The sequence below is a fragment of the Psychrobacillus sp. FSL H8-0483 genome (assembly GCF_038637725.1).
Lineage (GTDB): Bacteria > Bacillota > Bacilli > Bacillales_A > Planococcaceae > Psychrobacillus.
On record NZ_CP152052.1, the window covers coordinates 1,191,879 to 1,218,457 of the forward strand.

Here is a 26,579-nt window from a genome sequence, read left to right on the forward strand (position 1 = left end):
GAGTTGTTTTTTTATATGATTAGAAAGTATATAAAATCGATGTGCCTTGAACTCAGTGTTCATGGTAGTCGGAAGAATAAAAAACTATCATGGATTACATGCAAAACAAAGTTATTAATCTGATAGCAAGAAATATATATTTTAAGCGAAATAAAGTATAGTTGATTCCCGCTATAGGCAGACGCTTTCCGCGGGGGGGGGAGCGAAAAGCCATCACCGCCTGCCGCTACTATCAACGTGATAAATGTTCGTATTTAATGACAAAGTACTATTTATGAAATTAACTCAAAACAGAACATATGACAAAAAATAGTTAGCATACAACTTATATAGTTGCAAAAGAGCTCCCGAAATTGCATCTCGGGAGCTTTCAACATAAGTAAGGATTAATCTATTCTCTCAATTATCCAAAACAGCACTTACCTATTGCCTAAAGTTGCAGGAGGGTAACTTTAGGACGAAAGCCGCAAGATTATAGAAAAGGAGAGTAGAATCGTGATGCTCGTCACGATCCCACCCTCCTAAAAATTACTCGGTAATGATTTGGCTAAAGTCCATTCCAAAGCAATCTGGAAATTCTGCGAACAGGTTTGTACTTAAAGGGCACGATTAGCGCTTTTCTTATAGAATAAGAAAGTATATAATTTTCCGTTCCATTAATCCAGTGTTTCAGATATTTTGGAGAAAAAGAAAGAATCAATACTACTGTTGATTTCCGTTATAGGCGGACGCTTTCCGCGGGGTGAGCGATGAGCCATCACCGTAGCTCACGCGTCCGTTGTGATGTCTCATCTGTCTCAATCATCCCGCTGGAGGCGCCGCCTTCCACTACAATCAAGTAAAATGTTTTCAATTCAATCATAAAAGATAGGACAACTAAAAGATAAGGAAGTATATAGTTTTTGAGTGCATAAAGTCACTGGTACTTTGAACGATAGGAAAATACAGAGGATTATATACAAGGTAAGGTAGACAGGATGGATCTGTTAGCTAGCAAGAATCTTTAAGAAGAGCAATTCTGCTAATTTTCTTCTACTGGTAAAAGAGTATATGACCAAAAAATAGTTAGCATCTATTGTTTAGAAGAGTACTAGAGCACCCGAAATTGCATCTTTGGGTGCTTCCTTTATGAGTTGGAAAGCATCTTTTCACTCATTATCCAAAAAGATTTTAACCTTATTCGTACTGTTGAAGGAGGGCGACGGACAGACAAACGCCATAAGATTACCGAAAAAAGAGAGGCTGGTCGTGACGTCAGTCACGACCAGCCTCTCTTAAAAATCAATCGGTAATGATATAGCAATAGATCTGTCCAAAGACCTCCGAAAGCGAGACAAAACAGGTATTGCACTTAAAGGGCACTTGCGCTTTTCTTATTAAAATTCATTTTCGATTAAACGGGAGCTTTTATAAAAGATAAATTTTCCTGTTGCCAATCGTTTGTTTGTTTTTTCTTCTATACGGTCATGACATTCTTTGCACATATACGTATGAATAGGGCGATTTCTAAGTTTTTTTGCAAGCGGTAAGTCATCAGGAAGTTCGTCAATTCGTTCGCAAATGACACATTGGACTTTCATATAGACATCTCCTATTCTATGCGGAATGCTTTGACAAATTTGATTGGATTATTAATATTTGAACCGTCTTTTTTTAACACATGAACTGGACCATCTTCTTTAAGAGGCTTCCCTTTATGACTAAATTTTAATAATAAAGAATCTAATTCCTCGAATGGAATAGAATGCTCACCCTCGGTTGTTTCAATAATAAGGGAAGTAGCATCCTTTAAGGGTTCAGCGTTAAAAATAAATTGCTTTAAATCTATACCAAATGTACTTGTTAATACTTTTGTACGTTCATATTTCTTTTCAGTTTTTAATGTTGGGGGGGTGGTTGAACCTTCAATAATTTCACGAGACCAGTGAGCGGAAGTAACTTTTGCATATTCTTCTAGTTCATCCTTGTACTCGTATTCACCAGAAAAAAAATCATCTAAATCAATTTTACGATCATCAAAAATCCAAACTGTAGGGTCAAGCGTTATATTAAATTTAACTGCACCTTTAATAGGGATAATAAATTCCAAAGAAATTGCCTCCTCTAAACTATCTATTCAATATTAGTATACCGTTAAAATGAAAAGTTCAAAAGAATATTTCATTATTTCGGTAAGTTGAAAAAGAGAATACTTGCAATTCTTCTAGGCAAAAGATACACTTTAGGGAGATGAAGAACGATAAATAATAATAATGGGGGCGTCCTCATGGATACTAATATACAACTCTCGTATCAAGATAAAGCGCTGGAGCTTTTGAAAAAAGATGCGGAAAAGATTGCACAACTGATAAAAGTGCAAATGGATAACTTAACGATGCCTCAATGTCCTCTTTATGAAGAGGTTTTGGACACTCAAATGTTTGGATTATCGCGTGAAATAGATTTTGCGGTAAAACTTGGGCTTTTGGAGAGAAGTGAGGGGAAAGAAATAATTGCTTCACTTGAACAAGAATTGTCCGTTTTACATGATATCCACACAGAAAAATAAATATTAAACTCAAACAAAGCTAATGTTTGAGTTTTTTTTCTATCTAAAGAAATTGAGGTTTTTACCATGATTACATATTTAAAACGATATTTACGTAATTTTGATTATCCACTATTTTTTGTTTATTTGGCATTGTGCTTGTTTGGATTAGTCATGATTTATAGTGCTAGTATGGGTTGGTCAGTTATAAAGTATGGACGGGAACCTGATTATTTTTTTAATAAGCAAAAATTAAATTTGCTATTGGCTTTTCCAGCTTTCTTTTTGGCTTCTATTTTTCCTTATAAGCATTATAAAAGCAGATTCATGATGCAACTTATGTTATTAGTCATGTTTTCCTTATTATTTCTAGTCCACATTATTGGATCTGGTGGAGAAAGTGGATCTCAAAGTTGGATTTATTTGGGCTTTGGAAATATTCAACCTTCTGAAATTGCTAAAATAATCATAGTGTTATATTTTGCAGGTATATTTACAAAAAAACACGAGAATGGGACGTTAAATAAATTAAACGAGTCAGTTGGACCGCCTTTGGTGGTATTGTTTTTTGTATTTGTTTCCATCATGATGGAAACAGATGTTGGAAATACACTGATTATTAGCTTTGTTGCAATTTCAGTAATAGCATCAAGTGGAATTAAATTTAAATCATTTGCTAAAATAATTGGTTTGATAAGCATAGTAATAACAATGGGCTTGTTTGCTATTTATGTCATGAAAGATGCTTTACTTACACCCCATCGTAGAGGAAGGTTAGAAGCCTTTTTTAATCCATTTGACTATGAACAAGGATATGGATATCAGATTGTAAATGGCTATATCGCGATAGGTTCGGGCGGTCTAAAAGGTTTAGGGTTGGGAAATTCTAATCAAAAATTCGGTTATTTACCTGAACCACATACAGATTTTATAATGGCAATTATTGCAGAAGAACTTGGTATTTTTGGTGTATTATTTGTTTTATGTGGTTTGTTTTTTATTGTGTTTAAAGCGATATCGATTGCTATATCTACGAGAGATCCTCAAGCTCGAATGATTGCCGCTGGTATTGGAAGTATCATTGGTTTTCAGACATTTGTTAATTTAGGTGGAATGTTGGGGATTATTCCACTTACTGGAGTTCCTCTTCCCTTTATTAGTTATGGAGGAACTTCCGTCATCATTTTATCTGCTGCTATTGGAATATTAATGAATGTTTCCATGTTTGTGAAGCACGAGAAAACAAAATGATAAGGGGTGTAATGGGATGAATAATATTAAAAAAATAGTCGTGGCAAACAGAGGGGAAATTGCTATTCGAATTTTTCGTGCTTGTACCGAGTTAAACTTACGTACTGTAGCGATTTATTCAAGAGAAGATAGTGGTTCATTTCATCGTTTCAAATCGGACGAGTCTTACTTAGTTGGAGAAGGTAAAAAGCCGATAGATGCTTATTTAGATATTGAGGATATCATTCGCATTGCCAAAGAAAGTAAGGCTGATGCTATTCATCCTGGTTACGGTTTTTTATCAGAAAATGTTGATTTTGCTAGAAGCTGCGAAGAAGAAGGAATTATTTTTATCGGTCCTACTTCCCAACACTTAGATATGTTTGGTGACAAAGTAAAAGCGCGTGATCAAGCGGTAAAAGCGGGAATTCCTGTCATACCGGGTAGCGACGGCCCAGTAGAAAGTATAGAAGAAGTTCGTAGCTTTGGAGCAGCTCATGGATATCCTTTGATGATTAAAGCTTCTTTAGGTGGCGGAGGCCGAGGAATGCGTGTGGTTCAAACGGAAGATGATTTAGAAAGTGCGTACGAACGTGCTAAATCAGAGGCCAAAGCTGCATTTGGATCGGACGAAGTATATGTGGAGCGATTTATATATCAACCAAAGCATATTGAAGTGCAAATACTAGGAGATATAGAAGGTAATTTAATTCACCTATATGAACGGGATTGTTCGATTCAAAGAAGACATCAAAAGGTTGTAGAAATTGCACCATCCAATTCTTTAAATGCTGAACTTCGAGATAAAATATGTCAAGCTGCTGTTAAATTAATGAAAAATGTTTCATACGTAAATGCTGGTACTGTAGAATTTTTAGTAACAGATCATGAATTTTTCTTTATTGAAGTAAATCCACGTATTCAAGTAGAGCATACGATTACAGAGATGATTACGGGTATTGACATTGTACATGCACAAATTAAAATCGCGGATGGTATAACATTACCAAGTGAAGAAATGGGGATCCCTAGTCAAGAAAATATTCCATTGTTTGGATTTGCTATACAATCACGTGTCACTACCGAAGATCCTTTAAATCATTTTATGCCGGATACAGGAAAGCTGATGGTTTATCGATCAGGTGGAGGATTTGGGGTGCGTCTGGATGCAGGTAACGGATTTCAAGGTGCTGTAATTACACCTTATTATGATTCATTACTCGTAAAGGTTTCAACATGGGGTATGTCATTTAAAGAGGCTGCAGCTAAAATGAATCGAAACTTACAGGAATTTAGAATACGTGGAATTAAAACTAATATTCCTTTTTTAGAAAATGTAGTGAAACATCCAAGTTTCATTTCTGGAAAGTTTAATACAAGTTTTATTGATTCAACACCAGAGTTATTTCTATTTCCAAAAAGGAAAGATAGAGGAACCAAATTATTAAACTATATTGGCAATGTCACTGTTAATGGTTTTCCGGGTATTGAGAAAAAGTCAAAACCAATATTTGGTGCTGCTAGAATGCCGAATTTTGATATATCTCAAGCACCTCCAGTTGGAACAAAACAAATTTTAGAACAACAAGGTGTTGAAGGAGTTATTAAGTGGGTGAAAGAGCAGCAAGGTGTCCTACTAACAGATACAACATTCCGTGATGCCCATCAATCACTATTAGCAACTCGAGTTCGTTCTCATGATATGTTTGAAATTGCCAATCAATCAGCTCAAGGTATGCATAATTTATTCTCTTATGAAATGTGGGGAGGGGCTACCTTTGATGTGGCGTATCGTTTCTTAAAGGAGAATCCTTGGGATCGATTAATAAAAATGCGTGAAATGATTCCAAATGTACTATTCCAAATGTTATTCCGCGGGGCTAACGCAGTAGGATATAAAAACTATCCTGATAATGTTATTCGTGATTTTATTCAAGAATCTGCAGAAGCTGGTATCGATGTTTTCCGAATTTTTGATAGCTTAAACTGGATCAAAGGAATGGAAGTTGCAATTGACGCAACAAGACAATCAGGAAAAATAGCAGAAGCAGCTATTTGTTACACAGGAGACATTTTAGATGATTCTCGCACAAAATATACCGTTCAATACTATAAAGAGATGGCGAAAGAATTAGAGGCTGCAGGTGCGCATATTTTAGCGATTAAAGATATGGCTGGATTATTAAAACCGGAAGCAGCATATCGTTTAGTGAGTGAGCTTAAAAGCACAGTGGATATCCCAATTCATCTGCATACACATGATACAAGTGGTAATGGAATTTTCACTTATGCAAAAGCGATTGAAGCAGGAGTAGATATTGTAGATACTGCATTAGGTTCCATGGCAGGACTAACTTCTCAACCTAGCGCTAGCAGTTTAAGTTATGCAATGAAAGGCTCCAATCGAGAAGTGATTGGGGATGTAAATGCATTTGAAAAAATTTCCTATTACTGGGAGGATGTTCGGAAGTATTATCAAGTTTTCGAAAGTGGCATGATGAGTCCACATACGGAAATATATGTCCATGAAATGCCAGGTGGTCAATATAGTAATCTTCAGCAACAAGCTAAAGCAGTAGGTTTAGGTGAGAGATGGGAAGAAGTAAAAGAAATGTACTCTCGTGTCAATTTACTATTTGGAGATGTTGTGAAAGTTACTCCTTCATCTAAAGTGGTAGGAGATATGGCTTTATTCATGGTACAAAACAACTTGGATGAAATTTCTGTCATTACAAGAGGGAAAACGATTGACTTCCCAGACTCGGTTATAGAATTTTTTGAAGGTTATATTGGTCAGCCGTATGGTGGTTTTCCAGCAGAGCTTCAAAAAGTCATTTTAAAGGATCGCCAAGCTATTATTGTCCGACCAGGTGAGTTATTAGAGCCAGTTGATTTCGAAGCTGTAAAAGAGTTGTTATTTCATAAATTTGAGCGTCCAGTTACTAGCCAAGAAATTCTAGCTTATACACTGTATCCAAAAGTATTTGAAGAATACAGTGAGACAGAAAAGAATTTTGGTGACGTTTCTGTTTTAGACACACCAACTTTCTTATACGGTTTGAGACTTGGAGAAGAGATTGAGGTAGAGATTGAAGTAGGGAAAACATTGATTATTAAATTAGTTTCCATTAGTAATCCAACTCATGATGGAAATAGAATAATTTATTTTGAATTAAATGGACAACCACGTGAAATTTCCATTCTCGATATGAATATTGAAGTAAGTCACATTGCTAAACCAAAAGCGGATGTGACGAATGAACGACATATTGGAGCAACAATGCCAGGAACTGTATTGAAAGTTGCAGTTGCCACTGGAAGTAAGGTAAAAAGAGGGCAACATTTACTTATTACGGAAGCAATGAAAATGGAAACAACGGTACAAGCTCCGTTTAATGGTATTGTGAAAGAAATCTATGTTGTAGCTGGAGAAGCTATTGCAACGGGTGATCTACTAATTGAAATGGATAAGGAATAAAAAAAGGCTGTTTGACAAATCATTGTCAAACAGCCTTTTATTATTTTCTTGTTTTACTACGGGATAATAATAAGATCATATAGCATAATAATCCAAAAAGAAGTGAGATGACTAAGGAGTGTAATAATGCAACAAACAAATTAAGTTTTGTTAACACAACAAACATTCCTGATAAAACTTGAGTAGTTACGAGGACTAAAGAAATAATCCAGCCCCAATAAATGGCGCGTTGGTCTTTGTAATTTCTAATGACATGAATCGTGATAATTAATATCCAGATAAAAATTAAACCTGCAGCTGCTCGATGTCCCATTTGAATCCACTCGTATAAGTTCGTTGGAAGAGAGAACTCGTTATTACGGCATAATGGCCAATCGAGACATACTAAACTAGATTCAGTATGACGAACAAGAGCCCCAGTATAAATAACGAAATAAGAATATAATGTTACACCGATGGTATGAAATCTTAGTGTTTTACCGATATTAATTTTATCTGTATCAAACTTCCGATCAACCTCAAAGATTAATAAGGTTAATAAGAGTACAGCCGCAAATGAAATAAGTGAGATTCCAAAATGAAGTGCGAGAATAAAATCACCTTGTCCCCATTTCACTTGTGCAGCGCCAATAAGAGCTTGTAATACTAAAAAAAAGACAGCCATGAATGCTAAAAATTTTGTCTCACGAACATGTCCTAACGCACGCCAAGCCCAAATAGCTAAAGCGAGTATTAATATACCAACAGCTCCTGTTACAAGGCGATGTGAGAATTCAATTAATACTTCCGCGGTAATTTCATCTGGTATTAGTTGACCATTACAACCTGGCCAATGCCTCCCGCAACCCATGCCACTGTCGGTTTTTGTAACAAGTGCTCCACCTAAGAGGATTAGAAGCATACCAACAGAAGAAGCAATAGCCAACCATTTTAAATATTTATGAATGTGCAATACTCCACCTACTTTATGTATATATTGCTCGTCTATTAAAGACGGTATCTGCTTATAGATAATATCGAAACATGAAAGAAAATACAATGTAAAACGATTGAACACTTGTAGACGATAAGGTCAATTCACAAATTGTTCATAAATTCGTGCTTGAACCTTCACAAATAGAAGCAAGAAATGATTTATTATTGATATGTTCTAACTATTTATAAAAAGTATATAGAACTTATTATTCGGAAATCTTTATTCTCTATAGAAATTTCAAAGTATTTTCGATATAGTATAATGTAGCGGAAAATGCTTACAACTTTGAAAGGAGGGGCAGCATGTCAAATGGTCATTCGATAACCGCAACTAACGAACCGAAAACAGATCCCGTTTCTACATCATTTTATAAGGACTTCTTATCACTTATTAAAATCGGGATAGTTAATTCAAATTTAGTTACGACGTTTACAGGTTTGTGGTTAGCTTTTCAATTTACTAACCGTAATTTTCTAAAGGAATTAGATTTAATATTCTTTACGCTCTTTGGAGCAGCACTTATTATAGCCGGCTCTGCAGCGATGAATAACTATATCGATCGTGATATTGACCCTGTCATGAAAAGTAAAAAGGGCAGACCAACAGTAACTGGAAGATTTACTCCAACAGCCGTGCTGATAACTTCTTTTGCATTATTGATTGTAGGTGAAATCTTTTTGTTTCTGGCTTCGCCTTCTGCGGGAGTTTGGGGACTTGCGGGAATCATTAGTTACGTTGTTTTATACTCTATGTGGTCGAAAAGAAGGCATGTCAGCAATACTATAGTTGGTAGTATTTCTGGTGCAATACCTCCAGTAATTGGATGGGCAGCAGTAGAACCAGGTTTAAGCTTAGGTGCATTGGCATTATTTTTAATAATGTTTGCTTGGCAGCCACCGCATTTTTATGCACTTGCAATGAAGCGCACAGAAGAATATAGAGCAGCTAACATACCAATGTTACCTGTAGTTAAAGGATTTAAACGAACTAAGGTATCGATGCTTCTTTGGATTTTACTATTGTTTCCATTACCATTTTTACTTATGGAACTAGGAGTTGCTTTTGTCGTATTAGGAACGGTGCTGAATATTGGCTGGTTATTACTATCGATCAAAGGTTTCCGAGCAGAAGATGATATAAAATGGGCTACTCGTATGTTTATCTATTCGTTAAACTATATGACCATTCTTTTTGTATCAATGATTATCTTCTCCATTTTTATTTAACTACTGGAATTCTTTCTTTAGTCAACAAGAATTCATATAGAAGAGAACCACAGTCCAATGAACATGAATACAATTATGAAAGAGGGGTTTGATTTAGCTATGATGAAAGGGCTTAAAAAATGGCGACTTTTTTCACTTTTAGCAGCTCTTACGATTTTCTTGTCGGGTTGTGGCGAAGAATATTTATCAACGCTTACACCTGCTGGACAAGTCGGTAGAGATCAATTTAATTTATTACTACTATCATCTGCTATTATGGCTTTAGTTATTATAGTCGTAGTAATTATTTATGTAGTTGCTCTAGTGAAATTCCGTCGAACAAAAGTTGGAGAAAACGTTATTCCTAAACAAGTGGAAGGAAGTCATACACTGGAAGTTATTTGGACAGCTATTCCAATTGTCCTATTATTAATACTTGCAGTTCCAACAGTAATGTATACTTATAAACATGCAGATGTTGCAGCAATGGATCATGTGGATGAAGATGGAAACAAAACTGCTCTTACAATTAATGTAACTGCTAAACTTTATTGGTGGGAGTTTGAATACCCAGATTTAGGTATTGTAACTGCTCAAGAACTTGTTGTTCCTACTGGTGAAAAGGTTTACTTTAATCTAAAAGCAGCTGATGTGAAACATTCATTCTGGATCCCAACAGCTGGTGGTAAGATGGATACGAACGTAGAAAACGTAAACCAATTCTATCTAGAATTTGATAAAGAATCGGCTGGACTGAAAGATGGAGTATTTTACGGGAAATGTGCAGAGCTTTGTGGTCCTTCTCATGCTTTAATGGATTTCAAAGTAAAAACACTTGATCGCAAAGACTTCAATTCTTGGGCAGAAGCAATGAAAACTACTGTACATACTGCAGAAGGTGATCTTGCTACACAAGGTGAAGAAATCTTTAATACAAGCTGTATCGCTTGTCATGCAACTTCTGGTGCTGGTTCTACTGGTGGAGTTGGGCCAAACTTAGCTGCATTCGGTGATCGCAACCGTGTTGCTGGTTTCATGACTCACGATGAAGAAAGTTTGAAAAAATGGATTAATAATCCTCAAGAATATAAACCAGGTAACTTAATGCCTCAGCCTGAAAAAATTAACAATGGCGAAAAATTTAGTGAAGAGCAGTTAGACGCTCTTGCAGAATATCTAATGGGACTTTCTGTTGAAAAATAATTTCGACAGATAATTATGAGGGAGGTTAAAGTTGTGAGTTCTATCGCTAAGAAAAAAGGCTTTGGCGCAACTCTATGGGACTATTTAACGACAGTCGACCATAAAAAAATCGCTATCCTTTACCTTGCTGCCGGTGGTTTATTTTTCGTAATCGGTGGTATCGAGGCAATGCTAATTCGAATTCAATTAGCAAAACCGGATAATGATTTTGTAAGTGCTGGACTATTTAATGAAATTATTACAATGCATGGTACAACCATGATTTTCCTTGCGGCCATGCCAATATTGTTTGGTTATATGAATGCAGTTGTACCTTTACAAATTGGGGCTCGTGACGTTGCGTTCCCATTCTTAAATGCACTTGGTTTTTGGATGTTCCTTTTTGGAGGAATTTTCCTTAACTTATCATGGTTCTTAGGCGGAGCGCCTGATGCAGGATGGACTTCATACGCATCTTTATCTCTTGCATCACCAGGCCATGGGATTGACTTTTATGCACTAGGACTTCAAATATCCGGTGCCGGTACATATATAGCCGGTATTAACTTTCTTGTAACGATTATTAATATGAGAGCTCCTGGTATGACATACATGCGTATGCCATTAATGACATGGACAACATTTGTTGCAAGTGCGTTAATATTATTTGCTTTCCCACCACTTACTATCGGACTTTTCTTCATGATTTTTGACCGTATGTTTGGAGCAAATTTCTTTGATCATACAATGGGTGGAAATACAATTATTTGGGAGCATTTATTCTGGATATTTGGACATCCTGAAGTATATATTTTAATATTACCTGCTTTCGGTATATTCTCTGAGATTTTCTCTATATTCTCACGTAAACGCCTATTTGGATACTCATCCATGGTATTTGCAACTGTATTAATCGGTTTCTTAGGATTCATGGTTTGGGCTCACCATATGTTCACAGTTGGTTTAGGACCAACAGCTAATGCTATTTTCGCAGTTGCAACAATGGCAATTGCTGTTCCTACTGGTATGAAAATATTTAACTGGCTGCTTACGATTTGGGGAGGTAGTATTAAAGTTACGACACCGATGCTATACGCATTAGGGTTCATCCCTTCATTCGTAGCAGGTGGTGTAACTGGAGTTATGCAAGCTGCTGCTCCGCTAGACTACCAATTACATGATTCGTACTTTATCGTTGCCCATTTCCACTACGTAATCGTTGGTGGAGTAGTACTCGCTATTTTAGCAGCACTACACTTGTACTGGCCTTTAATGTTTAACCAAATGCTAAGTGAAAAACTTGGTAAATGGACGTTCTGGTTCTTCTTTATCGGATTCCATATGACGTTCTTTATCCAACATTTCTTAGGATTAATGGGTATGCCTCGTCGCGTATTTACGTTCGGAGCAGATCAAGGTTGGGATCTATTTAACGCAATCAGTTCTTTCGGTGCTATTTTCATGGCAATCGGGGTTATTATTCTGGTTATTAATATTATTATCACTGTTGTTAAGAATGAAAAAGTTGGTAATGACCCTTGGGAAGATGGACGTACATTGGAGTGGGCAATTCCACAACCAGTTCCATTCTATAACTTTAAACAAACGCCACTTGTTCGTGGACTTGACACTTTCTGGATTGAAAAACAAGAAGGTAATAAAGAAGGTATGACATATGCGGAACCACTTTCTGATATTCATATGCCAAATAACTCTTTTATTCCTTTTGTTATGACATTCGGTTTATTCGTAGCTGCTTTCGGTGCACTTTATAATGGCGAAAAAGATTGGGCTATTCCTGTTTTAGTTCTTGGCTTAGCTATTACTTTAGCTTCTATGGCAGTTCGTTCACTAAAAGATGACCATGGATATCATATTCATAAAGAAGATTTAATGGATGATGAAGGGGGTAAAAAATAATGGACTTTAATAAAAAGTACACCCCACAATCTTGGCCAGATCACCCAGAACAGTCTACCCTTGAAGGTAAAAATAAATTTTTAGGTTTCTGGCTGTTTCTAGGTGGAGAAACTGTACTATTTGCGAGTTTGTTTGCAACGTATTTAGCGCTTAAAAACAAAGGTCCAAGTGGAATGGAATTCTCAACTAATACGTTATTTGAATTACCCTTAGTGTTTGTTATGACGATGTTACTATTAACGTCTTCCTTAACAAGTGTATACGCGATGTTCCATATGAAAAATCATAACTTTAAAGGAATGCAAACTTGGTTAGCAATTACTGTAATCTTAGGATTAGCGTTCTTAGGTTTAGAAATTTATGAGTTTAATCACTATGTACATTTAGGTTTCACATATGGACAAAGTGCTTTTTCATCTTCATTCTTTACATTAGTTGGTACGCATGGTCTTCACGTTGTTATTGGTTTAGGCTGGATTATTTTATTAATTGTACGAAATGCAAAACGTGGATTTAGTTTATATAATGCACCAAAATACTATACTGCTTCTTTATACTGGCACTTCATCGATGTTGTGTGGGTATTCATCTTTACAGTAGTATACTTGATGGGAGTTGTTGGTTAACATGTCACACGACGCTCAAGTCTATGTAAAATCACAAACAGAGTTTGAATATCTGAAAAGAAAAAGAAAGCAAGCTATGCGTAGCCAAGTAACAACTTTTGCAATTATGATTTTCTTAACTCTAATTGCATTCTCTGCGGTAGCAGCTGATTTTTCTAAATACTTTATTGTTCCAATTATTTTATTACTTGCTGGCATTCAAGTAGTATTACAACTTTACTACTTCATGCATATGAGTGAAAAAAATCATAGTTTCCCTGCATTTTTCTTATTTTTCGGGGCATTGATTGCATTTACTTTTGTATTAACATTCCTAACAATAGTATGGTGGCAATAATTGAATTGAAATAACGAGGCTAAGTTAAATCTTAGTCTCGTTTTTTTTAAGGAATGAAAGATGATACAGGATATATTTGTCATAGTTCGTTCATTGATGTTCTTCGTAATGACCATTATAATGGAGGTAGCAACCTAAGAAGGAGCGAGGATACGTATGCCTTTAAGTATATTTGGCTTCCAAGCATTGTGGAGCCCTGTTATGATAGGATTAGTAGTTTGCATTGCAATCTTATATTTTTTGATCACAGTAAAATGGAGAAGTGACTTTAAAGTATCAGAACCTTTAAAAAGAAAAGAAGCTGTTTACTTTTTAACAAGTTTAGTTCTTCTATATATAGTAAAAGGCTCTCCTATAGATTTAATGGCTCATATTATGTTTTCTGTACATATGACGCAAATGGCTCTTTTATTATTGTTAGTTCCGCCTCTATTGATGAAGGGGATTCCCTGGTGGGTTTGGAAAGTCGTCCTTGAATTACCGGTAATCCGAAAAGTTTTACCATTTGTAACTAAACCATTACTTGCTTTAATTGTGTTTACAGGCCTTTTCTCTTTCTATCACATTCCGTTAATTTTTGATTATATTAAGATGAATGAGGTTCTTCACGGGACATATACGTTCTTGTTATTTTTATCTGCCATTTTTATGTGGTGGTCTATCGTCGACGTTATCGAATCAGAGAAGAAACTGCATGGTTTAAAGAAAATCGGTTTTATAATTGCGAGTGCGGTTTTAATTACCCCAGCTTGTGCACTTATAATTTTTTCTGGACATGCAATGTATGCGACTTATACGAATGGTGACGTATGGTTGAAGGCTATGGAATTATGTGTACCTGCTAGTACTTTAGCAGGCTTGTCACTCTCAGGACCAGAACTATTTTCAAACATGGCTCCTGTAGAAGATCAGCAACTGGGTGGCATTATTATGAAAGTAATTCAAGAAATTATTTATGCTGCATTTTTATTTTCTATCTTCTTTAAGTGGTTCAAAAATGAGCAAGACAATGCAGATGAAATTACTCAAAAAGCATTGGATGATTTGAAACTTCAAGCTAAGCTTTAATAACTTATATTAATTTATTCGAGGAGAATGAGGATGAGTTTACCTGTACTACCAACAATAAGTACGTTTTTTATCGTATTGAGTGCTGTATTAGTAGCAATTGGATGGGCTTTTGTTAAACAAAGAAAAATTGAAGCTCATAAAAAAACTATGATTGCTGCAGCAATTTCTGCTTTAACTTTTTTCATTATCTATGTTTCTCGCACACTTTTTATCGGGAATACTGCATTCGGTGGACCAGATGATATTAAAGTTTATTATACGCTGTTTTTAATTTTTCATATTACTTTAGCAACTACAGGAGCTGTATTCGGAGTTGTAACATTATATTTAGGCTATAAAGATAATATTAAAAAGCATCGTAAGATAGGTCCCATTACAAGCGTAATTTGGTTCTTTGTCGCAATTACAGGAGTAGCTGTTTACCTATTACTTTATGTATTTTATAAGGGTGGAGAAACAACGTCAGTTATTAAGGCAATTATCGGTGGATAAATAGAAATAAAAACCAACACATTTTTGTGTTGGTTTTTATTTCTATTAAGGAAATTATAAGAGCTATCACTTGTAGATAGAGCTTATGGTCAGAAAAATAGCTAGTCGGGAGCCTTCAACTTGAGTAAGAAAGAATCTATTCTTTCATTATCCAAAACAGCACTAGCCTGTTGCCTAAAGTTGCAGCAGGGCGACGGAAGTACAAAAGCCACAAGATTACAGAAAAAGGAGAGGAGGCTATCCAATAAGCCCATAAATTGAAGCAGGTGTAGAAAAACGAGTCTTATTCTACACCTGTTTTTTGTATACTTTTTATTAAAACTACTATTTTTTGTAGGCAATTGATTGTAGTGGAAGACGGCGACTCCAGCGGGAATAGCAGATGTTTTCTGCACCGAAAGCGAAGCGGCAGGTGCATGAGCTGAAGGCCCCGCAGGAGCGAACAAAGGAACGAAGGCTAAGAACGCCACCTCGTGTGGCAACGCCTTCGTGACCAACATCGTGTTGGCCTGAGGAGACTGAAGCCATGCCCGCGGATAGCGTCCGTCTGGAACGGAAATCAATACATTGGAAAAGGGACCATCTTTCAGTCACTATATGACTTCAAGGACAGCCCCTTATTCTAAAAATCGCGCCGTTATGATGTAGTTAAAGTCCATTGCAAAGCAATCCGGAAACGTCTGCGAACAGGTATTGCACTTAAAGGGCGCTTGTGCTTTTCTTATTATATTTTAAAGTTTAGTCTAATCATGCCTGCTTCTTTCGCAGTAATGCAAATAATGACGATAAATGGACCTATTATAAAGCCAAGAAAACCAAACAGTTTAGCTCCTATGAACATGGCAATAAGTATAGCAAGTGGTGAAATACCCATTTGAGATCCCATTAATTTAGGCTCCACAGCTCTTCGGATAACTAATAAAATAATTGCTAAAACAGTGAGTTTGGTACCTAAAATGACGTCTCCTGTTAAGTAGTGATAGATAGCCCAAGGTGCTAAAACAGCAATAGATCCTAAAATAGGGATAATGTCAACGATCCAAATGACGATGGACATGATTATGGCATACTTTGGTGTGATAATAAATAATAATCCAATTAGGGAAGCACCTAAAATAATGAAACTAGCTAAAATTTGTGCTTTCATAAATCCAATAACTACCTTTTTAAGGCTAGAAGACATAAAAGTAACTTTTTCAGCTGAATCCTCTGATAGTAAGTAGAAAAACTTTGCTCGTAATTTTTCTAAATCCAGCATAAATAAAAATAGAGCAATAATAAATACAATAAAGCTAATCAAGAAGTTTGGAATATTAGTTAGAAGAGCTGTAATGTTGGAATAACTAAGTAAATCAAGTAAAGCTTCTTTCATGCTTTCTAATGTAGAATCAAACTTACCTTGAATAGATGAGACAACTTCTTTCGGGAGACCTTCGGTATATTTAAATAAATTATTTTGAATATCAATCCATATTCCAGTTAAGTTATTTAAGTGAAATGGAATTACGTTGGACGTATATATTAGCTGACTAATAAGTTTAGTTATAACGAAATATAATAGTCCTGAAAGGATACTTATAAAGAAAATAAAGTTTGCAATAACGGATGGTTTCCGTTTCCATTTAAATGTCTTTTGTGTAAATTTTACTACTGGTTCAATAATAATAGCAGTAAGTAGAGCTAATATAATTGGGACCGAAACAGGGAGAATAAAAATAGCAGTTAATAAAATGAATAGAACAAGCAATGCGTACTTTACATACTCTTTTTTGAACATTTTCAAACCAATTCTTATTCTCCTTTCTAGACCTTTTAAATTAGTATAGACAACATACTGTTTTTTGAACAGAAAAAACGTTAGAGAATATATTCTCTAACGTTTAGGCACTACATTTATCGCGCATTAATTTCAAATGCATTTAAATCTGCTTTAACAGCTGAAAGTGTTTGTTCACATGATTTAAGCAAGTGATTCGGGAATACTTCGTTTTCACCATACTCGACACCGTGTGGAAAGTAGTGTTTACCGATTACTGGTTTTAATAGAGTGATATTTGCCTCGTGTGCCCCAACATCACCATCTTTAGTAAAACCAAATACACGAAGATAAAATGTACCTTCTTTTATTTCATACTTTTTGTCATAAGTTACACGTTCGTAATCCCATTGACCAGCGCGAATCAAACCTTGCTTTTCCATAAGATCATCTAATAGATTAAGATCAATGACAGTGTTTTCTATACCAGTGTTTTCGAAATACATTGAATTGTCCTCCTTCACGTTCAAAATACCTTAGAATACGTTCCTATTAATATTAATTCAAATTTGAAAATGTTGCAATGGCAACATTGTGTAATTGCATAGAAGCTTGTTATACTAGTGAAAAAGAAGTGACAAGTCAGGAGTAAAATGAGATGAAAAATCTATTTCGTATTTTAATTGCTGTTGCTATTGTACTAGTCATATTGATATATTTTGATAACCCGGTTCAAGAGAATGAAATCATCACAGGGCCTAATAACTCTGGACAACTAATACCACAGAAAACACCGGATGTAGTAGAAGTCAATAATATTTTTTCGAAGCCTAAAAAAGGTATTTCTACTTTAATAGGCAAACCATCTCACGAATTAACTAGCTTGTTTGGTAAGCCAAATCGAATTGAACCATCCGCATATGGGTACGATTGGTGGGTATATAATGATTCCTTTTCTTCATATAAGCTTTTTGGAGTAACAGGGGACATTGTAACACAAGCATTTTTGATCGGTAGTGATGTGGACGCTACTCCTTATAAGATTGGACAGTCGTTGGAAGAAATTTATCGTTTTACTATTGTGCAATCAGAAATAACAATGTCTATTGACGAAAACACATATACTTTTTCGTTAAATGAACAAGATATTAACAACCGTATTTTAGTTCAATTCGATGACTTATTCGCGATGCTATATATTGATGAGAAAGATCAGCAGTTAGAGGCAGTTCGATTTACGGATGCTAAAACACTTCTCTTACATAAACCATATGACATTTTATATGAGGGAACAATTATTGAAACAAATGCACCTTCATCTTCATTGCAAGCTGAAATTGATAAAGCGAATGAAAGACAAATCGTAGAAATCACAAATGTATTTCGTTTTCGCCATGGTTTAAAAGTGTTAGAGTCTGATAATACGTTACAAAAAATAGCTATTTCCCATAGTGAAGAAATGGCGAAAAATAATATCGTTACAAATGAGACATTCGAAGTTTCCAAATTTAGTGATATGTTAAAAGAATCGTCAATTGTTTTCGACCGTGCTGGAGGTAATACCGCGGCTTTTTATTTTGATGCGGGAGAGGCAGTAAATGGTTGGTTAAATTCTAAAGATCATCGTGAGACTTTGTTAGGGAAATGGTATACCCATACAGGAGTAGGGGTATACGGTAATTACTACACACAAAATTTCATTGACCGACCTATGATAAAAGAAATTCAGGAATAATTAATGAAATACAATTGTACCTTCTCTATCTTCATATAGGGATCGTATATGCAAAGGAACTTTGTGGAGGGCAGCAAATTTTGCTGCTCTTTTTTGTATTATTTCTACTGGTTCATTTATTTTATTTTGAAGTTCTTCATATGTCATAAAGGGTATTAACTCAACATTTTCATTTGTGAAAGGATCTGAAGTCATAACACCTGGTACATTTTTATAAAATTCAACAACTTTTGCGTTTAAGTAATGCCCATAAACGACAGCAGTTAAATCACTTCCACCTCTACCAAGAGTAGTAAAGGTTTGAGTCTTTTCTGAAACACCTTGAAATCCGGGTACTACGATACAATTAAAATTTTGGAATGCGGTTATGAAGCTACTTGTATTTACTTTTTCTATCTGAGCATTTCCATAAGCTTCATTCGTAATAATACCTGCACTTTTTCCATATAAAATGGTTGCCAAAATTCCTTTACTCTTTAGTTCTGCACATAAAACAGATGCAGAAATAAGTTCACCACATGCAGATAGTAAGTCTGTTTCAACGCCATTGGTCGAATTTGGAATAAGATCTAATAAGGTGTCTGTTGCGTAGTATTGCCCTCTTCTTCCCATGGCTGAAACAACAATTAATACTTTTTGATGAACACTAATTGCTTTTTGAATTCTTGCAATAACTAATTGTCTACTTGGTCGATCCTGCATTGCGATTCCGCCATACTTTTGCACAATCATAATTTATACCACTCTACTCGTGACATTTCAAACACTCCGTTCATACGATACAAGGAATTCAATTTACTGTATGCGATTTTACAAGAATGGTGTAGGGAGTGAGCTACTATTTATCGATTAAAAGAGCTTATGGATGGCTTAGATTATAAGATAATTGGGGATTTAGATGTTTTAACGATAAACAGATTTATTGATCATTCAAAGCAAATAAAAAAAGGAGATGTATTTGTTTCCGAAACAAATAATCGTTCGTTTATAGAAGAAGCAATTCAGCACGAAGCGATAGCGATCCTTACGTCATTTTTTATTCAAGACTGTATTGTTCCTCAGATTATCATACCAGCGGATATGTATCTTATGAAGGATAGAATCGCATATATGACATATGAATTGTATGGTAAACAAATAAAAACAGTTGGAATAACTGGAACAAATGGAAAAACTACGGTTGCTACATTTGTAGGACAATTACTAATGCAACAGAATAAATCGGTATGTGTTATTGGTACGCTAGGTGTATTTGTAAATGGTAAGAAAATAGAACAAAACTTTCGAAATAATACAACTTTACCGTTTTATGATTTTATTCAAGTAGTAAAATACTGTTCTGATCACCATGTAGAATTTATTGTATTAGAGGCCTCTTCTCAAGGTTTATTGGACAATCGATTAGGAAGTTATCCTATTGATATTGGAGTATTTTTAAATATAGGAAAAGACCATCTAGAGTTCCATGGGGGAATGGTTCCTTACAAAAAATCAAAGGAGTTACTTATTTCATTAGCAAAGCAGCTTGTTGTAAATGATAATGATGAGTGGTGTCGAACCGTAGCACAAAAAGCGTATTTACCAGTCATTCGATTTGGAGAAAAACAGACAAATGACGTTATTTATTCAAAAGAAAATTATACGACGGAAATAGTGTCATATGAGCTAATAGTAAGAGGGAAAAAATTACGAGTTAAGATGAGAAACAACGGTCATTACAATGGGATGAACTTAGCTGCAGCTGTAGCTACTTTGTTGGCTTTGGATTTTCCTTGTGAAGAAATACAGCCTGTAAAACTGCCTGCTGGGAGACTAGAACGTATTCCTAATAGCAGGGGAATAGAAGTGCTCATAGACTATGCGCATACCCCTGATGCACTAGAGGCCTGTTTATCTACAATTGTGTCTTATGCGAAAAAGAATGTTTATGTAGTGTTTGGATGTGGAGGCAATCGAGATAAGCAAAAAAGGAAATGGATGGGTGAGGTGGCAACAAGCTATGCAACAATAGCAATCGTAACATCTGACAATCCTAGAAACGAACATCCAGAAGATATCATCGCTGATATTGTGAAAGATTTAGATAGAAGGAAGGTACTTATTGAGACAGATCGTAGAGAAGCGATTAGGCTAGCTTTAAGCATCGGGAAAAACGGGGACGTTGTGTTAATTGCAGGAAAGGGACATGAGCAAGAGCAAATAATGAATGGTCTTGTAGTCCCTTTTTCTGATCATCAGGTAGTTCTTAGTTATTTTGAAGAGCTAGGTGGTTCAATGACAAAAAATGATCCTGTGGCATAAGCAATTTTCTTTCCATCCGGCTGGGTTACAGTACATTCTAAAACTAATGTTTGACGTCCTTTATGTAAATATGAAGCTGTCGCAATCAACGTTTTTTCTGTAGCAGCCTTAACGTAATGAATCGTCATATTTGTTGTAACAGCACCTTTTCCTTCCGGTTGAAGATCTTTGTTTACAAGGAATCCCATTGCGTTATCTGTTAGCGTTGCAATGACTCCACCGTGAGGCATATGAAAGCTATTGTGGATAAGTGGGGTTACAGGTACCGTTACAACACAAATATCTTGTTCATATTGTGTATCCATATGAAAAATGGCATTTAAATAGGTGGGAGCAGCATTTTGTTGTTTATTTTGAATACCTTTCAGGAATTCTTTTAGTAAGCTCATTTCAACCTCTGATGCATTTTCAGTTACTTGAGTAAGCAGTGTTTTTAATTCATTCATAATTTTTCTCCTAACAATAAGATAATAGTTTAGCATTTATTTCTGCATTTCTGTTATGATAAACAGGATTGGAGGTTTCACTTATGATAATGACTAATGAATGGGCCACGATAATGGACCAGTCAGATATGCTATGTACAATGGTTCTTTCCTCTGAACAATTTTACCAATACTTAGAAGCACATTGTGCTATATATACAAATCCGAATTTAGTTCGTGAAATAAATCATTTCACGAAACTGAAAGATCAATATGAAGAGGTTCAGCGATTCGGAAAATATCATCCAGATTATTCGACAGTAATGAAGGATATTCGAGTAACAAAACGAAAACTGGATATGATAGATGAAATAGCAACCTTAAGAGTTGCTGAAAACGAATTACAAGACTTACTAGATGAAGTAAGTTTGTTAATAGGTAAATCTGTTTCAGAAGGTGTTAAAGTACCTGTAAGCAATCCATTTTTTGCATCTAGTAACTCTAGCTGTGGAAGCGGCTGTGGTTCGGGTGGTTCTTGTTCTTGCTCTGCTTAATATGCGAGGAAAATGAAGGATGTGTGCGTAATGCACACATCCTTTTTTAATCGAGTTTTAATGCATCGATTGCTAGGTCTGGTCGATCAGTGATGATACCTTTTGCGCCGTTCTGGATAAGCTTTTTCATCACCACTGGATCATTAATTGTCCAGTAATGAACAGGGATGTTTAGTGATGTTAAGAATTTAATAAAACCTGCAGTATCTAATGGAAAAACATTTGATTTGACTGGAATTTGAAATACATCAGCCTTGGGATGATATAAATGCTTAAATTGACTACTATATGCTGTGTAAGCTTTTTTGACTTCTTTTTCCCCAGCCCCTAATGCAACTGCATTTTGTGCGTATAAGTTAAAACGGTCAATTTGTTCGTCATAAAAGCTCGTGACAACTACACGCTGAAAAGCTTGTTTTTCTTCTAAAAGTCTCCAAAGCTTAGAAGGCATTAAGCTACCTTCGTAAGTTTGAGGAGCATCTTTTATATCCATATTAATAAGCATTTGAGGATACAGTTCAAGAAGGTCACCTAATGTAATAATTTGCTCCCCACAATCTCTATAAGAGTACGAACCTTCTAAATCGGTAAAGTGATATCCTAAGTCTGCTTTTTTTAATTCTGCTAATGAATAATCTGCTACTTTACCATTAAAGTTTGTGACCCTATCTAAATCTTCATCATGAAATACAATAATTTCTTCATCTTTAGTTAACCTTAAATCAATTTCAAATCCATGGACACCTAATTTTGCTGCTTTTTCAAAAGCCGCAAGAGAGCATTCAGGTGCCAGTGCAGATCCACCGCGATGGGCTAGTATGATTGGATGCCCATATTCAAGTGCTTCTTTTGAAGACCGACTTTGTGGTTTAGAAAGTGCTTTTGTACTTGCCCAAGCAGCTCCAGCAGCTGCGGCAATAGCGAGTGCTACATTTGATTTTTTACCCATCTATTTATTTATCCTCCTTTTCATGAAAGCTTTCATTTAATTTATAGGCTCTGTTAAATTAGGTTGTTGTTTTTTAGAAGCACCTATTTTGTGACGAAAACGGCGGAAAGCGAGAGGATTTTCGGCAGGTAACAACATGATCGTTTAACAGAGTCAATTTATAAGAAAGAAACCTACGTAGTAATCGTCAAGTCTCCTAGCCTTGTCCTTTTATTATAGTTAAAGTACTCAAAACTGTCAGCTTGTTGTTGTTGCTATCAATTTCCTCCATATGGTATTCTTGAAATGAAGAAATGAGGGGAAGCGTATGACAGAAAGACAAGGATTAATTGTCTATGTGCATCATTTAAAACAAGCGAAATCTTTAAGAAAATACGGTCATGTCCATTATATTTCGAAAAAACAGAAATATGTTGTGTTATATTGTGATCAAGATCAGATTGAAACTGCTAAGCAAAAGATGAATAAACTTCCATTTGTTAAAGAAATTTTGGAATCCTATCGACCATTTCTTATTACAGAATTTGAAAATAGTAAACCAGACAAAGCAAAAGAATACGATTACAAAATCGGCTTATAGGTTAGTTTAGTCTATTGCAGCGGTGGTACTAAATGATTTAAACGTAATATGCCAATTATATACTGATAATATAATTGAGTATCCACAAAAGTGGAAGAGTGTTTAAGGTCAATTTGGATTGGTTTAATTTGTAACTCATTTAAAGTATCTTTAAATGACGTAAGTCTTTTTGTTTCCGGTTGAGTATTAGCTATTCCTTCTCGACATATATAAATCGGGAAAAAGTTAGCACTATTAACCGGCTTAAGTGCAATTGCAATAGAACAATATTCTTTTTCGCCGTTTTTAGAAGTGAAAATAAATGCATGGTGTATTCGATTTTTATTTACTCGAGCGAGTTCACAAAGTTCAAATATATCTCCGTAGCCTTCACCTAGTTCTATAAAACGTTGTATCAATGAAAACACTTCCTTTCCAATCCATCTTACCACTTTGTTGGAGGACAATTCTATGAAAATTATTCTAAGTTTTTTATCTATGTTACTCATTGTGACTAATAGTGTATTGCTATTATTTCAATATCACGTGTACTCTTCTGGGTTGGAAGATAGTGAGCAATCTTTCTTATATGAACAAGAAATTGAAATAAAATTAAAAAAGGATAAGCTCATGATCAGGCAACATTTTATGAATTTGCCTGAAGAAAAAATAAAGATCACCTGGCCTATTTCAAGTGAAAATAGGAGTTGTTACTTAGATACAAGTGAGAGCTGTAACCGATTGTCCGAAGATCTTATATCTTTTAAGGAAGGAGATACATCCAAACAAAGTATTTCCTATGAAATACCTTTAATAGATGGATTACATGACGGAATCGTTTTATCAGGTTTTTTAGCTAAGCTTGAAAAGGGTGGAGTTTCATATACAACTCTCCACATTACGGATGAATTAAAAAAAGGCGGTATGTGGGTTAGTGGTCTTCCAATAGTTGGAACCACTTCTTTAGATGAAATTGATTATTCACTCTTTTTCGGAGCAGGTAGTTTCACTGATTTGTATTGGCAAGAAGAATTACTACCAGTCAAATTTGAGAACGACAATTTCACTATTCACTCAAAAGAAGAACTCTCAGAAGATCTAAAGACACTTTTGACTGAGATGCAGCTGACAAATAGTGAACATATATCTGTCCTTTTTACGGAAAATAAATACAATATTAAATCTTCTCGAATTGCATTTGTTGAAAACAAGGATCTTGCTTCCATTCAACGAGAGTTAATTATTAAAAATGTACAATTACAATATGGATTAGTTGCTGAAAATTTAATAATGGCTGAGGTTATTAGTAGTTTCTTAACGGATTCTCCTATTGGATCTGAGAAATCGATCTGGATGTATGAAACCTTAACCAATTATTTTACGGAAGATCAGCTTTCTGATTGGAAAAAAGTATTAATGGAAAACAAACAGTTAAGTGCCCAAAAATTGGATGGATTATTATCGGAAGTAATTGAATTGAAAACTTCCTTCTTTACTTTAAATGAACAATTTAAAGCAGATAAATATCCATTGCTCTTTGAGGATAATAGAACAGTGTACATTAATGATCAACAGCAAAAAGACGTAAAAGTACTGTTTAAAGATGGGAAAGTAATGTATGCTGCGGAACCATTGTTAACAGCATTAGGCTATACGTTGAAAGATACGGATAAAGGATTATATGTGCAAAATGCAATGAGAGCGTTTCGTTTTCCTATTAAGGAACCATTTTATGTATTAAACGACAAAAGATATGATGCAATGTCAGAACCATTTGAAAAAATCGGAGCAGATTTTTATTTGGAAGAATCGTGGATGAATCGTTTGTTTTTAGTAGATATTGAAAAACAAGAAAAACGAATAAGTGTTACACAATCCGCTTCATTTTAACTTTATTCAGCAGAAGTCTCCCGTTTCTATAAGTGGTGAAATGTATGCTAATGTTCTTCGATTTTACTGGTGTCTAAACACCTGCTGAATAGAGTAAAGCCTCTGTCGGATGTCACAGATTTTGTAAAGGAGTTCACCTGGCAAGACAGGTGTTGCAAAATTTTGGCGCACGGTTTTCTGCGTCGAGTTTAACGCAGGAGCAGTTGTTTTTCCTGCGGGGCTGAACAAGGTGAAGCGGAAGAAAAACGCCAATGCGAATTTGATAACTAGGAGAAATAGTATGAGAGTTATATCAGGAACAAGAAAAGGGCTACCTTTAAGAGCAGTGACAGGAACAAATACAAGACCTACAACAGATAAAGTGAAGGAATCCATTTTTAATATGATTGGTCCTTATTTTGATGGCGGTCTTGCTGTAGATTTGTTTGCGGGAAGTGGAAGTTTAGGTATTGAGTCATTAAGTAGAGGAATTGATACTTGTATTTTTATAGAAAAAGATCAAAAAGCAATTCAAACAATCAACGAAAATTTAACGAAGTGTCGTTTAGAGGACACAAGTGAAATTTATAAAATTGATGCATCTAGAGCTGTAAAAGCATTTGAAAAAAGAGATTTAAAAATAGACTTATTATTCGTAGATCCTCCATATAGCAAAGTTATCTATTATGACTTAGTTAAAACAATTGTAGAAAAAGGGTGCATGAACGAATCGGGGATGATCGTTTGTGAACATGATAAAATGCTTACTTTAGAAGATGAATTTGGTGCTTTTAAACTCGTAAGAAGAGAGAATTATGGTGGGACGGTCATATCGATTTATCGTAGCCATGTAGAAGAGGGGAATTAAGTTGAGTAAAATAGCAGTCGTACCAGGAAGTTTTGATCCAATTACAAACGGACACTTAGATATTATTATGCGAGGAGCATCTATTTTTGATGAAGTTTTTGTAGTTGTATTAAATAACTCATCTAAAAATCCCCTTTTTTCAGTAGAGGAAAGAATGAAACTTATTAAAGATGTTACTTCTCACCTTCCTAATGTAAAGGTCGACACTTTTTCTGGACTATTAATGGACTATGCTAAGAACGTAGGTGCCAGTGCTATTATCCGTGGATTGCGAGCGGTATCCGATTTTGAATACGAGATGCAAATTACTTCCATGAACCGAGTATTAAATGACGAAATTGAGACATTTTTCATTATGACAAAAAATCAATATTCCTTTTTAAGCTCTAGCATTGTCAAAGAAGTTGCTAAATATGGTGGGAAAATAGAAGAGCTCGTACCACCTCAAGTGGAAGCAGCTCTTAAGTTAAAGTACAATAACGATTAACCTTGCAAATTTTGCAAGGTTTTTTCTTTGTC

At 35.2% G+C, this 26,579-nt stretch carries 26 protein-coding genes; 17 read left to right on the top strand and 9 right to left on the bottom strand.

What is annotated here, in order from left to right:
* Positions 1–1,376: 1,376 nt before the first annotated feature.
* Both MHB48_RS05430 and MHB48_RS05435 read right to left on the bottom strand, forming a co-directional pair.
* Positions 1,377–1,580 carry a YlaI family protein gene (locus tag MHB48_RS05430; protein WP_342600526.1) on the bottom strand — a complete coding sequence of 68 codons (204 nt, stop codon included), beginning with the start codon at positions 1,578–1,580 and terminating at the stop codon, positions 1,377–1,379.
* 11 nt (positions 1,581–1,591) lie between these two features.
* Positions 1,592–2,089: a peptidyl-prolyl cis-trans isomerase gene (locus MHB48_RS05435; protein ID WP_342600527.1), complete on the bottom strand. Its 498-nt coding sequence runs from the start codon at positions 2,087–2,089 to the stop codon at positions 1,592–1,594.
* A 177-nt stretch (positions 2,090–2,266) separates the two neighbouring features.
* Here MHB48_RS05435 and MHB48_RS05440 point away from each other — a divergent pair, with 177 nt between their 5' ends.
* From MHB48_RS05440 to pyc, 3 genes are all read left to right on the top strand, one after another.
* Positions 2,267–2,548: a YlaN family protein gene (locus MHB48_RS05440; protein ID WP_340918690.1), complete on the top strand. Its 282-nt coding sequence runs from the start codon at positions 2,267–2,269 to the stop codon at positions 2,546–2,548.
* Positions 2,549–2,614: 66 nt separating this feature from the next.
* Positions 2,615–3,778 carry an FtsW/RodA/SpoVE family cell cycle protein gene (locus tag MHB48_RS05445; protein ID WP_342600528.1) on the top strand — a complete coding sequence of 388 codons (1,164 nt, stop codon included), beginning with the start codon at positions 2,615–2,617 and terminating at the stop codon, positions 3,776–3,778.
* Positions 3,779–3,794: 16 nt separating this feature from the next.
* Positions 3,795–7,235, top strand: coding sequence for a pyruvate carboxylase (gene pyc, locus MHB48_RS05450; protein ID WP_342600529.1), 3,441 nt, complete (start codon positions 3,795–3,797; stop codon positions 7,233–7,235).
* Positions 7,236–7,275: 40 nt separating this feature from the next.
* On the opposite strand, the gene MHB48_RS05455 is transcribed toward pyc, so the two are convergent.
* A complete protein-coding gene (locus MHB48_RS05455; protein WP_342600530.1) occupies positions 7,276–8,187 on the bottom strand; it encodes a heme A synthase in 912 nt (303 codons plus the stop codon).
* Positions 8,188–8,513: 326 nt separating this feature from the next.
* Here MHB48_RS05455 and cyoE point away from each other — a divergent pair, with 326 nt between their 5' ends.
* The 7 genes from cyoE to MHB48_RS05490 all read left to right on the top strand — a co-directional run bounded on the left by cyoE (position 8,514) and on the right by MHB48_RS05490 (position 15,044).
* Complete coding sequence (gene cyoE, locus MHB48_RS05460) at positions 8,514–9,437, top strand: heme o synthase (protein WP_342600531.1); 924 nt, start codon at positions 8,514–8,516, stop codon at positions 9,435–9,437.
* A gap of 99 nt (positions 9,438–9,536) precedes the next feature.
* Positions 9,537–10,619, top strand: a complete 1,083-nt coding sequence (gene coxB / locus MHB48_RS05465) for a cytochrome c oxidase subunit II (protein ID WP_342601301.1) — start codon at positions 9,537–9,539, stop codon at positions 10,617–10,619.
* Between the two features lie 33 nt (positions 10,620–10,652).
* A complete protein-coding gene (locus tag MHB48_RS05470) occupies positions 10,653–12,518 on the top strand; it encodes a cytochrome c oxidase subunit I (RefSeq protein WP_342600532.1) in 1,866 nt (621 codons plus the stop codon).
* Positions 12,518–13,144 (top strand): cytochrome (ubi)quinol oxidase subunit III, encoded by a 627-nt coding sequence (locus tag MHB48_RS05475; RefSeq protein ID WP_342600533.1) that lies wholly within the window; start codon positions 12,518–12,520, stop codon positions 13,142–13,144. Before MHB48_RS05470 ends, MHB48_RS05475 begins: the two co-directional genes overlap by 1 nt.
* Position 13,145: 1 nt before the next feature.
* Positions 13,146–13,481, top strand: coding sequence for a cytochrome c oxidase subunit IVB (gene ctaF / locus MHB48_RS05480; protein WP_342600534.1), 336 nt, complete (start codon positions 13,146–13,148; stop codon positions 13,479–13,481).
* Positions 13,482–13,637: 156 nt separating this feature from the next.
* Positions 13,638–14,549 (top strand): cytochrome c oxidase assembly factor CtaG, encoded by a 912-nt coding sequence (ctaG, locus tag MHB48_RS05485; protein WP_342600535.1) that lies wholly within the window; start codon positions 13,638–13,640, stop codon positions 14,547–14,549.
* 33 nt (positions 14,550–14,582) lie between these two features.
* Entirely contained in the window at positions 14,583–15,044 is a 462-nt protein-coding gene (locus tag MHB48_RS05490) for a DUF420 domain-containing protein (RefSeq protein ID WP_342600536.1), read from the top strand.
* Between the two features lie 724 nt (positions 15,045–15,768).
* Here MHB48_RS05490 and ytvI read toward each other — a convergent pair.
* Positions 15,769–16,821: a sporulation integral membrane protein YtvI gene (ytvI, locus tag MHB48_RS05495; protein ID WP_342601302.1), complete on the bottom strand. Its 1,053-nt coding sequence runs from the start codon at positions 16,819–16,821 to the stop codon at positions 15,769–15,771.
* A 116-nt stretch (positions 16,822–16,937) separates the two neighbouring features.
* Positions 16,938–17,306, bottom strand: coding sequence for a YugN family protein (locus MHB48_RS05500; protein WP_342600537.1), 369 nt, complete (start codon positions 17,304–17,306; stop codon positions 16,938–16,940).
* A gap of 152 nt (positions 17,307–17,458) precedes the next feature.
* On the opposite strand from MHB48_RS05500, the gene MHB48_RS05505 reads away from it, so the two are divergent.
* Positions 17,459–18,535 (top strand): CAP-associated domain-containing protein, encoded by a 1,077-nt coding sequence (locus MHB48_RS05505; RefSeq protein WP_342600538.1) that lies wholly within the window; start codon positions 17,459–17,461, stop codon positions 18,533–18,535.
* On the opposite strand, the gene MHB48_RS05510 is transcribed toward MHB48_RS05505, so the two are convergent.
* Positions 18,536–19,267 carry an aspartate kinase gene (locus MHB48_RS05510; protein WP_342600539.1) on the bottom strand — a complete coding sequence of 244 codons (732 nt, stop codon included), beginning with the start codon at positions 19,265–19,267 and terminating at the stop codon, positions 18,536–18,538.
* Between the two features lie 129 nt (positions 19,268–19,396).
* Between MHB48_RS05510 and MHB48_RS05515 the strand changes: the two genes are divergently transcribed.
* Complete coding sequence (locus tag MHB48_RS05515; RefSeq protein WP_342600540.1) at positions 19,397–20,836, top strand: UDP-N-acetylmuramoyl-L-alanyl-D-glutamate--2,6-diaminopimelate ligase; 1,440 nt, start codon at positions 19,397–19,399, stop codon at positions 20,834–20,836.
* Here the strand turns inward: MHB48_RS05515 and MHB48_RS05520 are convergent.
* Positions 20,785–21,282 (bottom strand): PaaI family thioesterase, encoded by a 498-nt coding sequence (locus MHB48_RS05520; protein ID WP_342600541.1) that lies wholly within the window; start codon positions 21,280–21,282, stop codon positions 20,785–20,787. The two genes, MHB48_RS05515 and MHB48_RS05520, sit on opposite strands and share 52 nt — an antisense overlap.
* Before the next feature lie 83 nt (positions 21,283–21,365).
* On the opposite strand from MHB48_RS05520, the gene MHB48_RS05525 reads away from it, so the two are divergent.
* Complete coding sequence (locus MHB48_RS05525; RefSeq protein ID WP_342600542.1) at positions 21,366–21,815, top strand: YlbF family regulator; 450 nt, start codon at positions 21,366–21,368, stop codon at positions 21,813–21,815.
* A 46-nt stretch (positions 21,816–21,861) separates the two neighbouring features.
* Here the strand turns inward: MHB48_RS05525 and MHB48_RS05530 are convergent, their stop codons facing one another.
* The gene (locus MHB48_RS05530) at positions 21,862–22,764 is read right to left on the bottom strand and encodes a glycerophosphodiester phosphodiesterase (protein WP_342600543.1); all 903 of its coding nucleotides are present in this window, start codon (positions 22,762–22,764) and stop codon (positions 21,862–21,864) included.
* A gap of 307 nt (positions 22,765–23,071) precedes the next feature.
* On the opposite strand from MHB48_RS05530, the gene MHB48_RS05535 reads away from it, so the two are divergent.
* Positions 23,072–23,344, top strand: coding sequence for a DUF2129 domain-containing protein (locus MHB48_RS05535; RefSeq protein ID WP_340918736.1), 273 nt, complete (start codon positions 23,072–23,074; stop codon positions 23,342–23,344).
* A gap of 11 nt (positions 23,345–23,355) precedes the next feature.
* Here MHB48_RS05535 and MHB48_RS05540 read toward each other — a convergent pair whose 3' ends face one another.
* Entirely contained in the window at positions 23,356–23,742 is a 387-nt protein-coding gene (locus MHB48_RS05540) for a methylthioribose kinase (RefSeq protein WP_340918738.1), read from the bottom strand.
* Positions 23,743–23,794: 52 nt separating this feature from the next.
* On the opposite strand from MHB48_RS05540, the gene MHB48_RS05545 reads away from it, so the two are divergent.
* The 3 genes from MHB48_RS05545 to coaD all read left to right on the top strand — a co-directional run bounded on the left by MHB48_RS05545 (position 23,795) and on the right by coaD (position 26,547).
* On the top strand, positions 23,795–25,213 hold the full coding sequence (locus MHB48_RS05545) for a hypothetical protein (protein ID WP_342600544.1): 1,419 nt from the start codon (positions 23,795–23,797) through the stop codon (positions 25,211–25,213).
* A gap of 280 nt (positions 25,214–25,493) precedes the next feature.
* Positions 25,494–26,060, top strand: coding sequence for a 16S rRNA (guanine(966)-N(2))-methyltransferase RsmD (gene rsmD / locus MHB48_RS05550; RefSeq protein ID WP_342600545.1), 567 nt, complete (start codon positions 25,494–25,496; stop codon positions 26,058–26,060).
* A 1-nt stretch (position 26,061) separates the two neighbouring features.
* Positions 26,062–26,547 (top strand): pantetheine-phosphate adenylyltransferase, encoded by a 486-nt coding sequence (coaD, locus tag MHB48_RS05555; protein ID WP_342600546.1) that lies wholly within the window; start codon positions 26,062–26,064, stop codon positions 26,545–26,547.
* The last annotated feature ends 32 nt before the right edge of the window (positions 26,548–26,579 follow it).

Excerpts from the sequence above, each read along its gene's own strand:
- MHB48_RS05430 (WP_342600526.1), bottom strand. The coding sequence starts at position 1,580 with ATGAAAGTCCAATGTGTCATTTGCGAACGAATTGACGAACTTCCTGAT.
- MHB48_RS05440 (WP_340918690.1), top strand. The coding sequence starts at position 2,267 with ATGGATACTAATATACAACTCTCGTATCAAGATAAAGCGCTGGAGCTT.
- MHB48_RS05445 (WP_342600528.1), top strand. The coding sequence starts at position 2,615 with ATGATTACATATTTAAAACGATATTTACGTAATTTTGATTATCCACTA.
- pyc (WP_342600529.1), top strand. The coding sequence starts at position 3,795 with ATGAATAATATTAAAAAAATAGTCGTGGCAAACAGAGGGGAAATTGCT.
- cyoE (WP_342600531.1), top strand. The coding sequence starts at position 8,514 with ATGTCAAATGGTCATTCGATAACCGCAACTAACGAACCGAAAACAGAT.
- coxB (WP_342601301.1), top strand. The coding sequence starts at position 9,537 with ATGATGAAAGGGCTTAAAAAATGGCGACTTTTTTCACTTTTAGCAGCT.
- MHB48_RS05475 (WP_342600533.1), top strand. The coding sequence starts at position 12,518 with ATGGACTTTAATAAAAAGTACACCCCACAATCTTGGCCAGATCACCCA.
- ctaF (WP_342600534.1), top strand. The coding sequence starts at position 13,146 with ATGTCACACGACGCTCAAGTCTATGTAAAATCACAAACAGAGTTTGAA.
- ctaG (WP_342600535.1), top strand. The coding sequence starts at position 13,638 with ATGCCTTTAAGTATATTTGGCTTCCAAGCATTGTGGAGCCCTGTTATG.
- MHB48_RS05490 (WP_342600536.1), top strand. The coding sequence starts at position 14,583 with ATGAGTTTACCTGTACTACCAACAATAAGTACGTTTTTTATCGTATTG.
- ytvI (WP_342601302.1), bottom strand. The coding sequence starts at position 16,821 with ATGTTCAAAAAAGAGTATGTAAAGTACGCATTGCTTGTTCTATTCATT.
- MHB48_RS05500 (WP_342600537.1), bottom strand. The coding sequence starts at position 17,306 with ATGTATTTCGAAAACACTGGTATAGAAAACACTGTCATTGATCTTAAT.
- MHB48_RS05505 (WP_342600538.1), top strand. The coding sequence starts at position 17,459 with ATGAAAAATCTATTTCGTATTTTAATTGCTGTTGCTATTGTACTAGTC.
- MHB48_RS05510 (WP_342600539.1), bottom strand. The coding sequence starts at position 19,267 with ATGATTGTGCAAAAGTATGGCGGAATCGCAATGCAGGATCGACCAAGT.
- MHB48_RS05515 (WP_342600540.1), top strand. The coding sequence starts at position 19,397 with ATGGATGGCTTAGATTATAAGATAATTGGGGATTTAGATGTTTTAACG.
- MHB48_RS05520 (WP_342600541.1), bottom strand. The coding sequence starts at position 21,282 with ATGAATGAATTAAAAACACTGCTTACTCAAGTAACTGAAAATGCATCA.
- MHB48_RS05525 (WP_342600542.1), top strand. The coding sequence starts at position 21,366 with ATGATAATGACTAATGAATGGGCCACGATAATGGACCAGTCAGATATG.
- MHB48_RS05530 (WP_342600543.1), bottom strand. The coding sequence starts at position 22,764 with ATGGGTAAAAAATCAAATGTAGCACTCGCTATTGCCGCAGCTGCTGGA.
- MHB48_RS05535 (WP_340918736.1), top strand. The coding sequence starts at position 23,072 with ATGACAGAAAGACAAGGATTAATTGTCTATGTGCATCATTTAAAACAA.
- MHB48_RS05545 (WP_342600544.1), top strand. The coding sequence starts at position 23,795 with ATGAAAATTATTCTAAGTTTTTTATCTATGTTACTCATTGTGACTAAT.
- rsmD (WP_342600545.1), top strand. The coding sequence starts at position 25,494 with ATGAGAGTTATATCAGGAACAAGAAAAGGGCTACCTTTAAGAGCAGTG.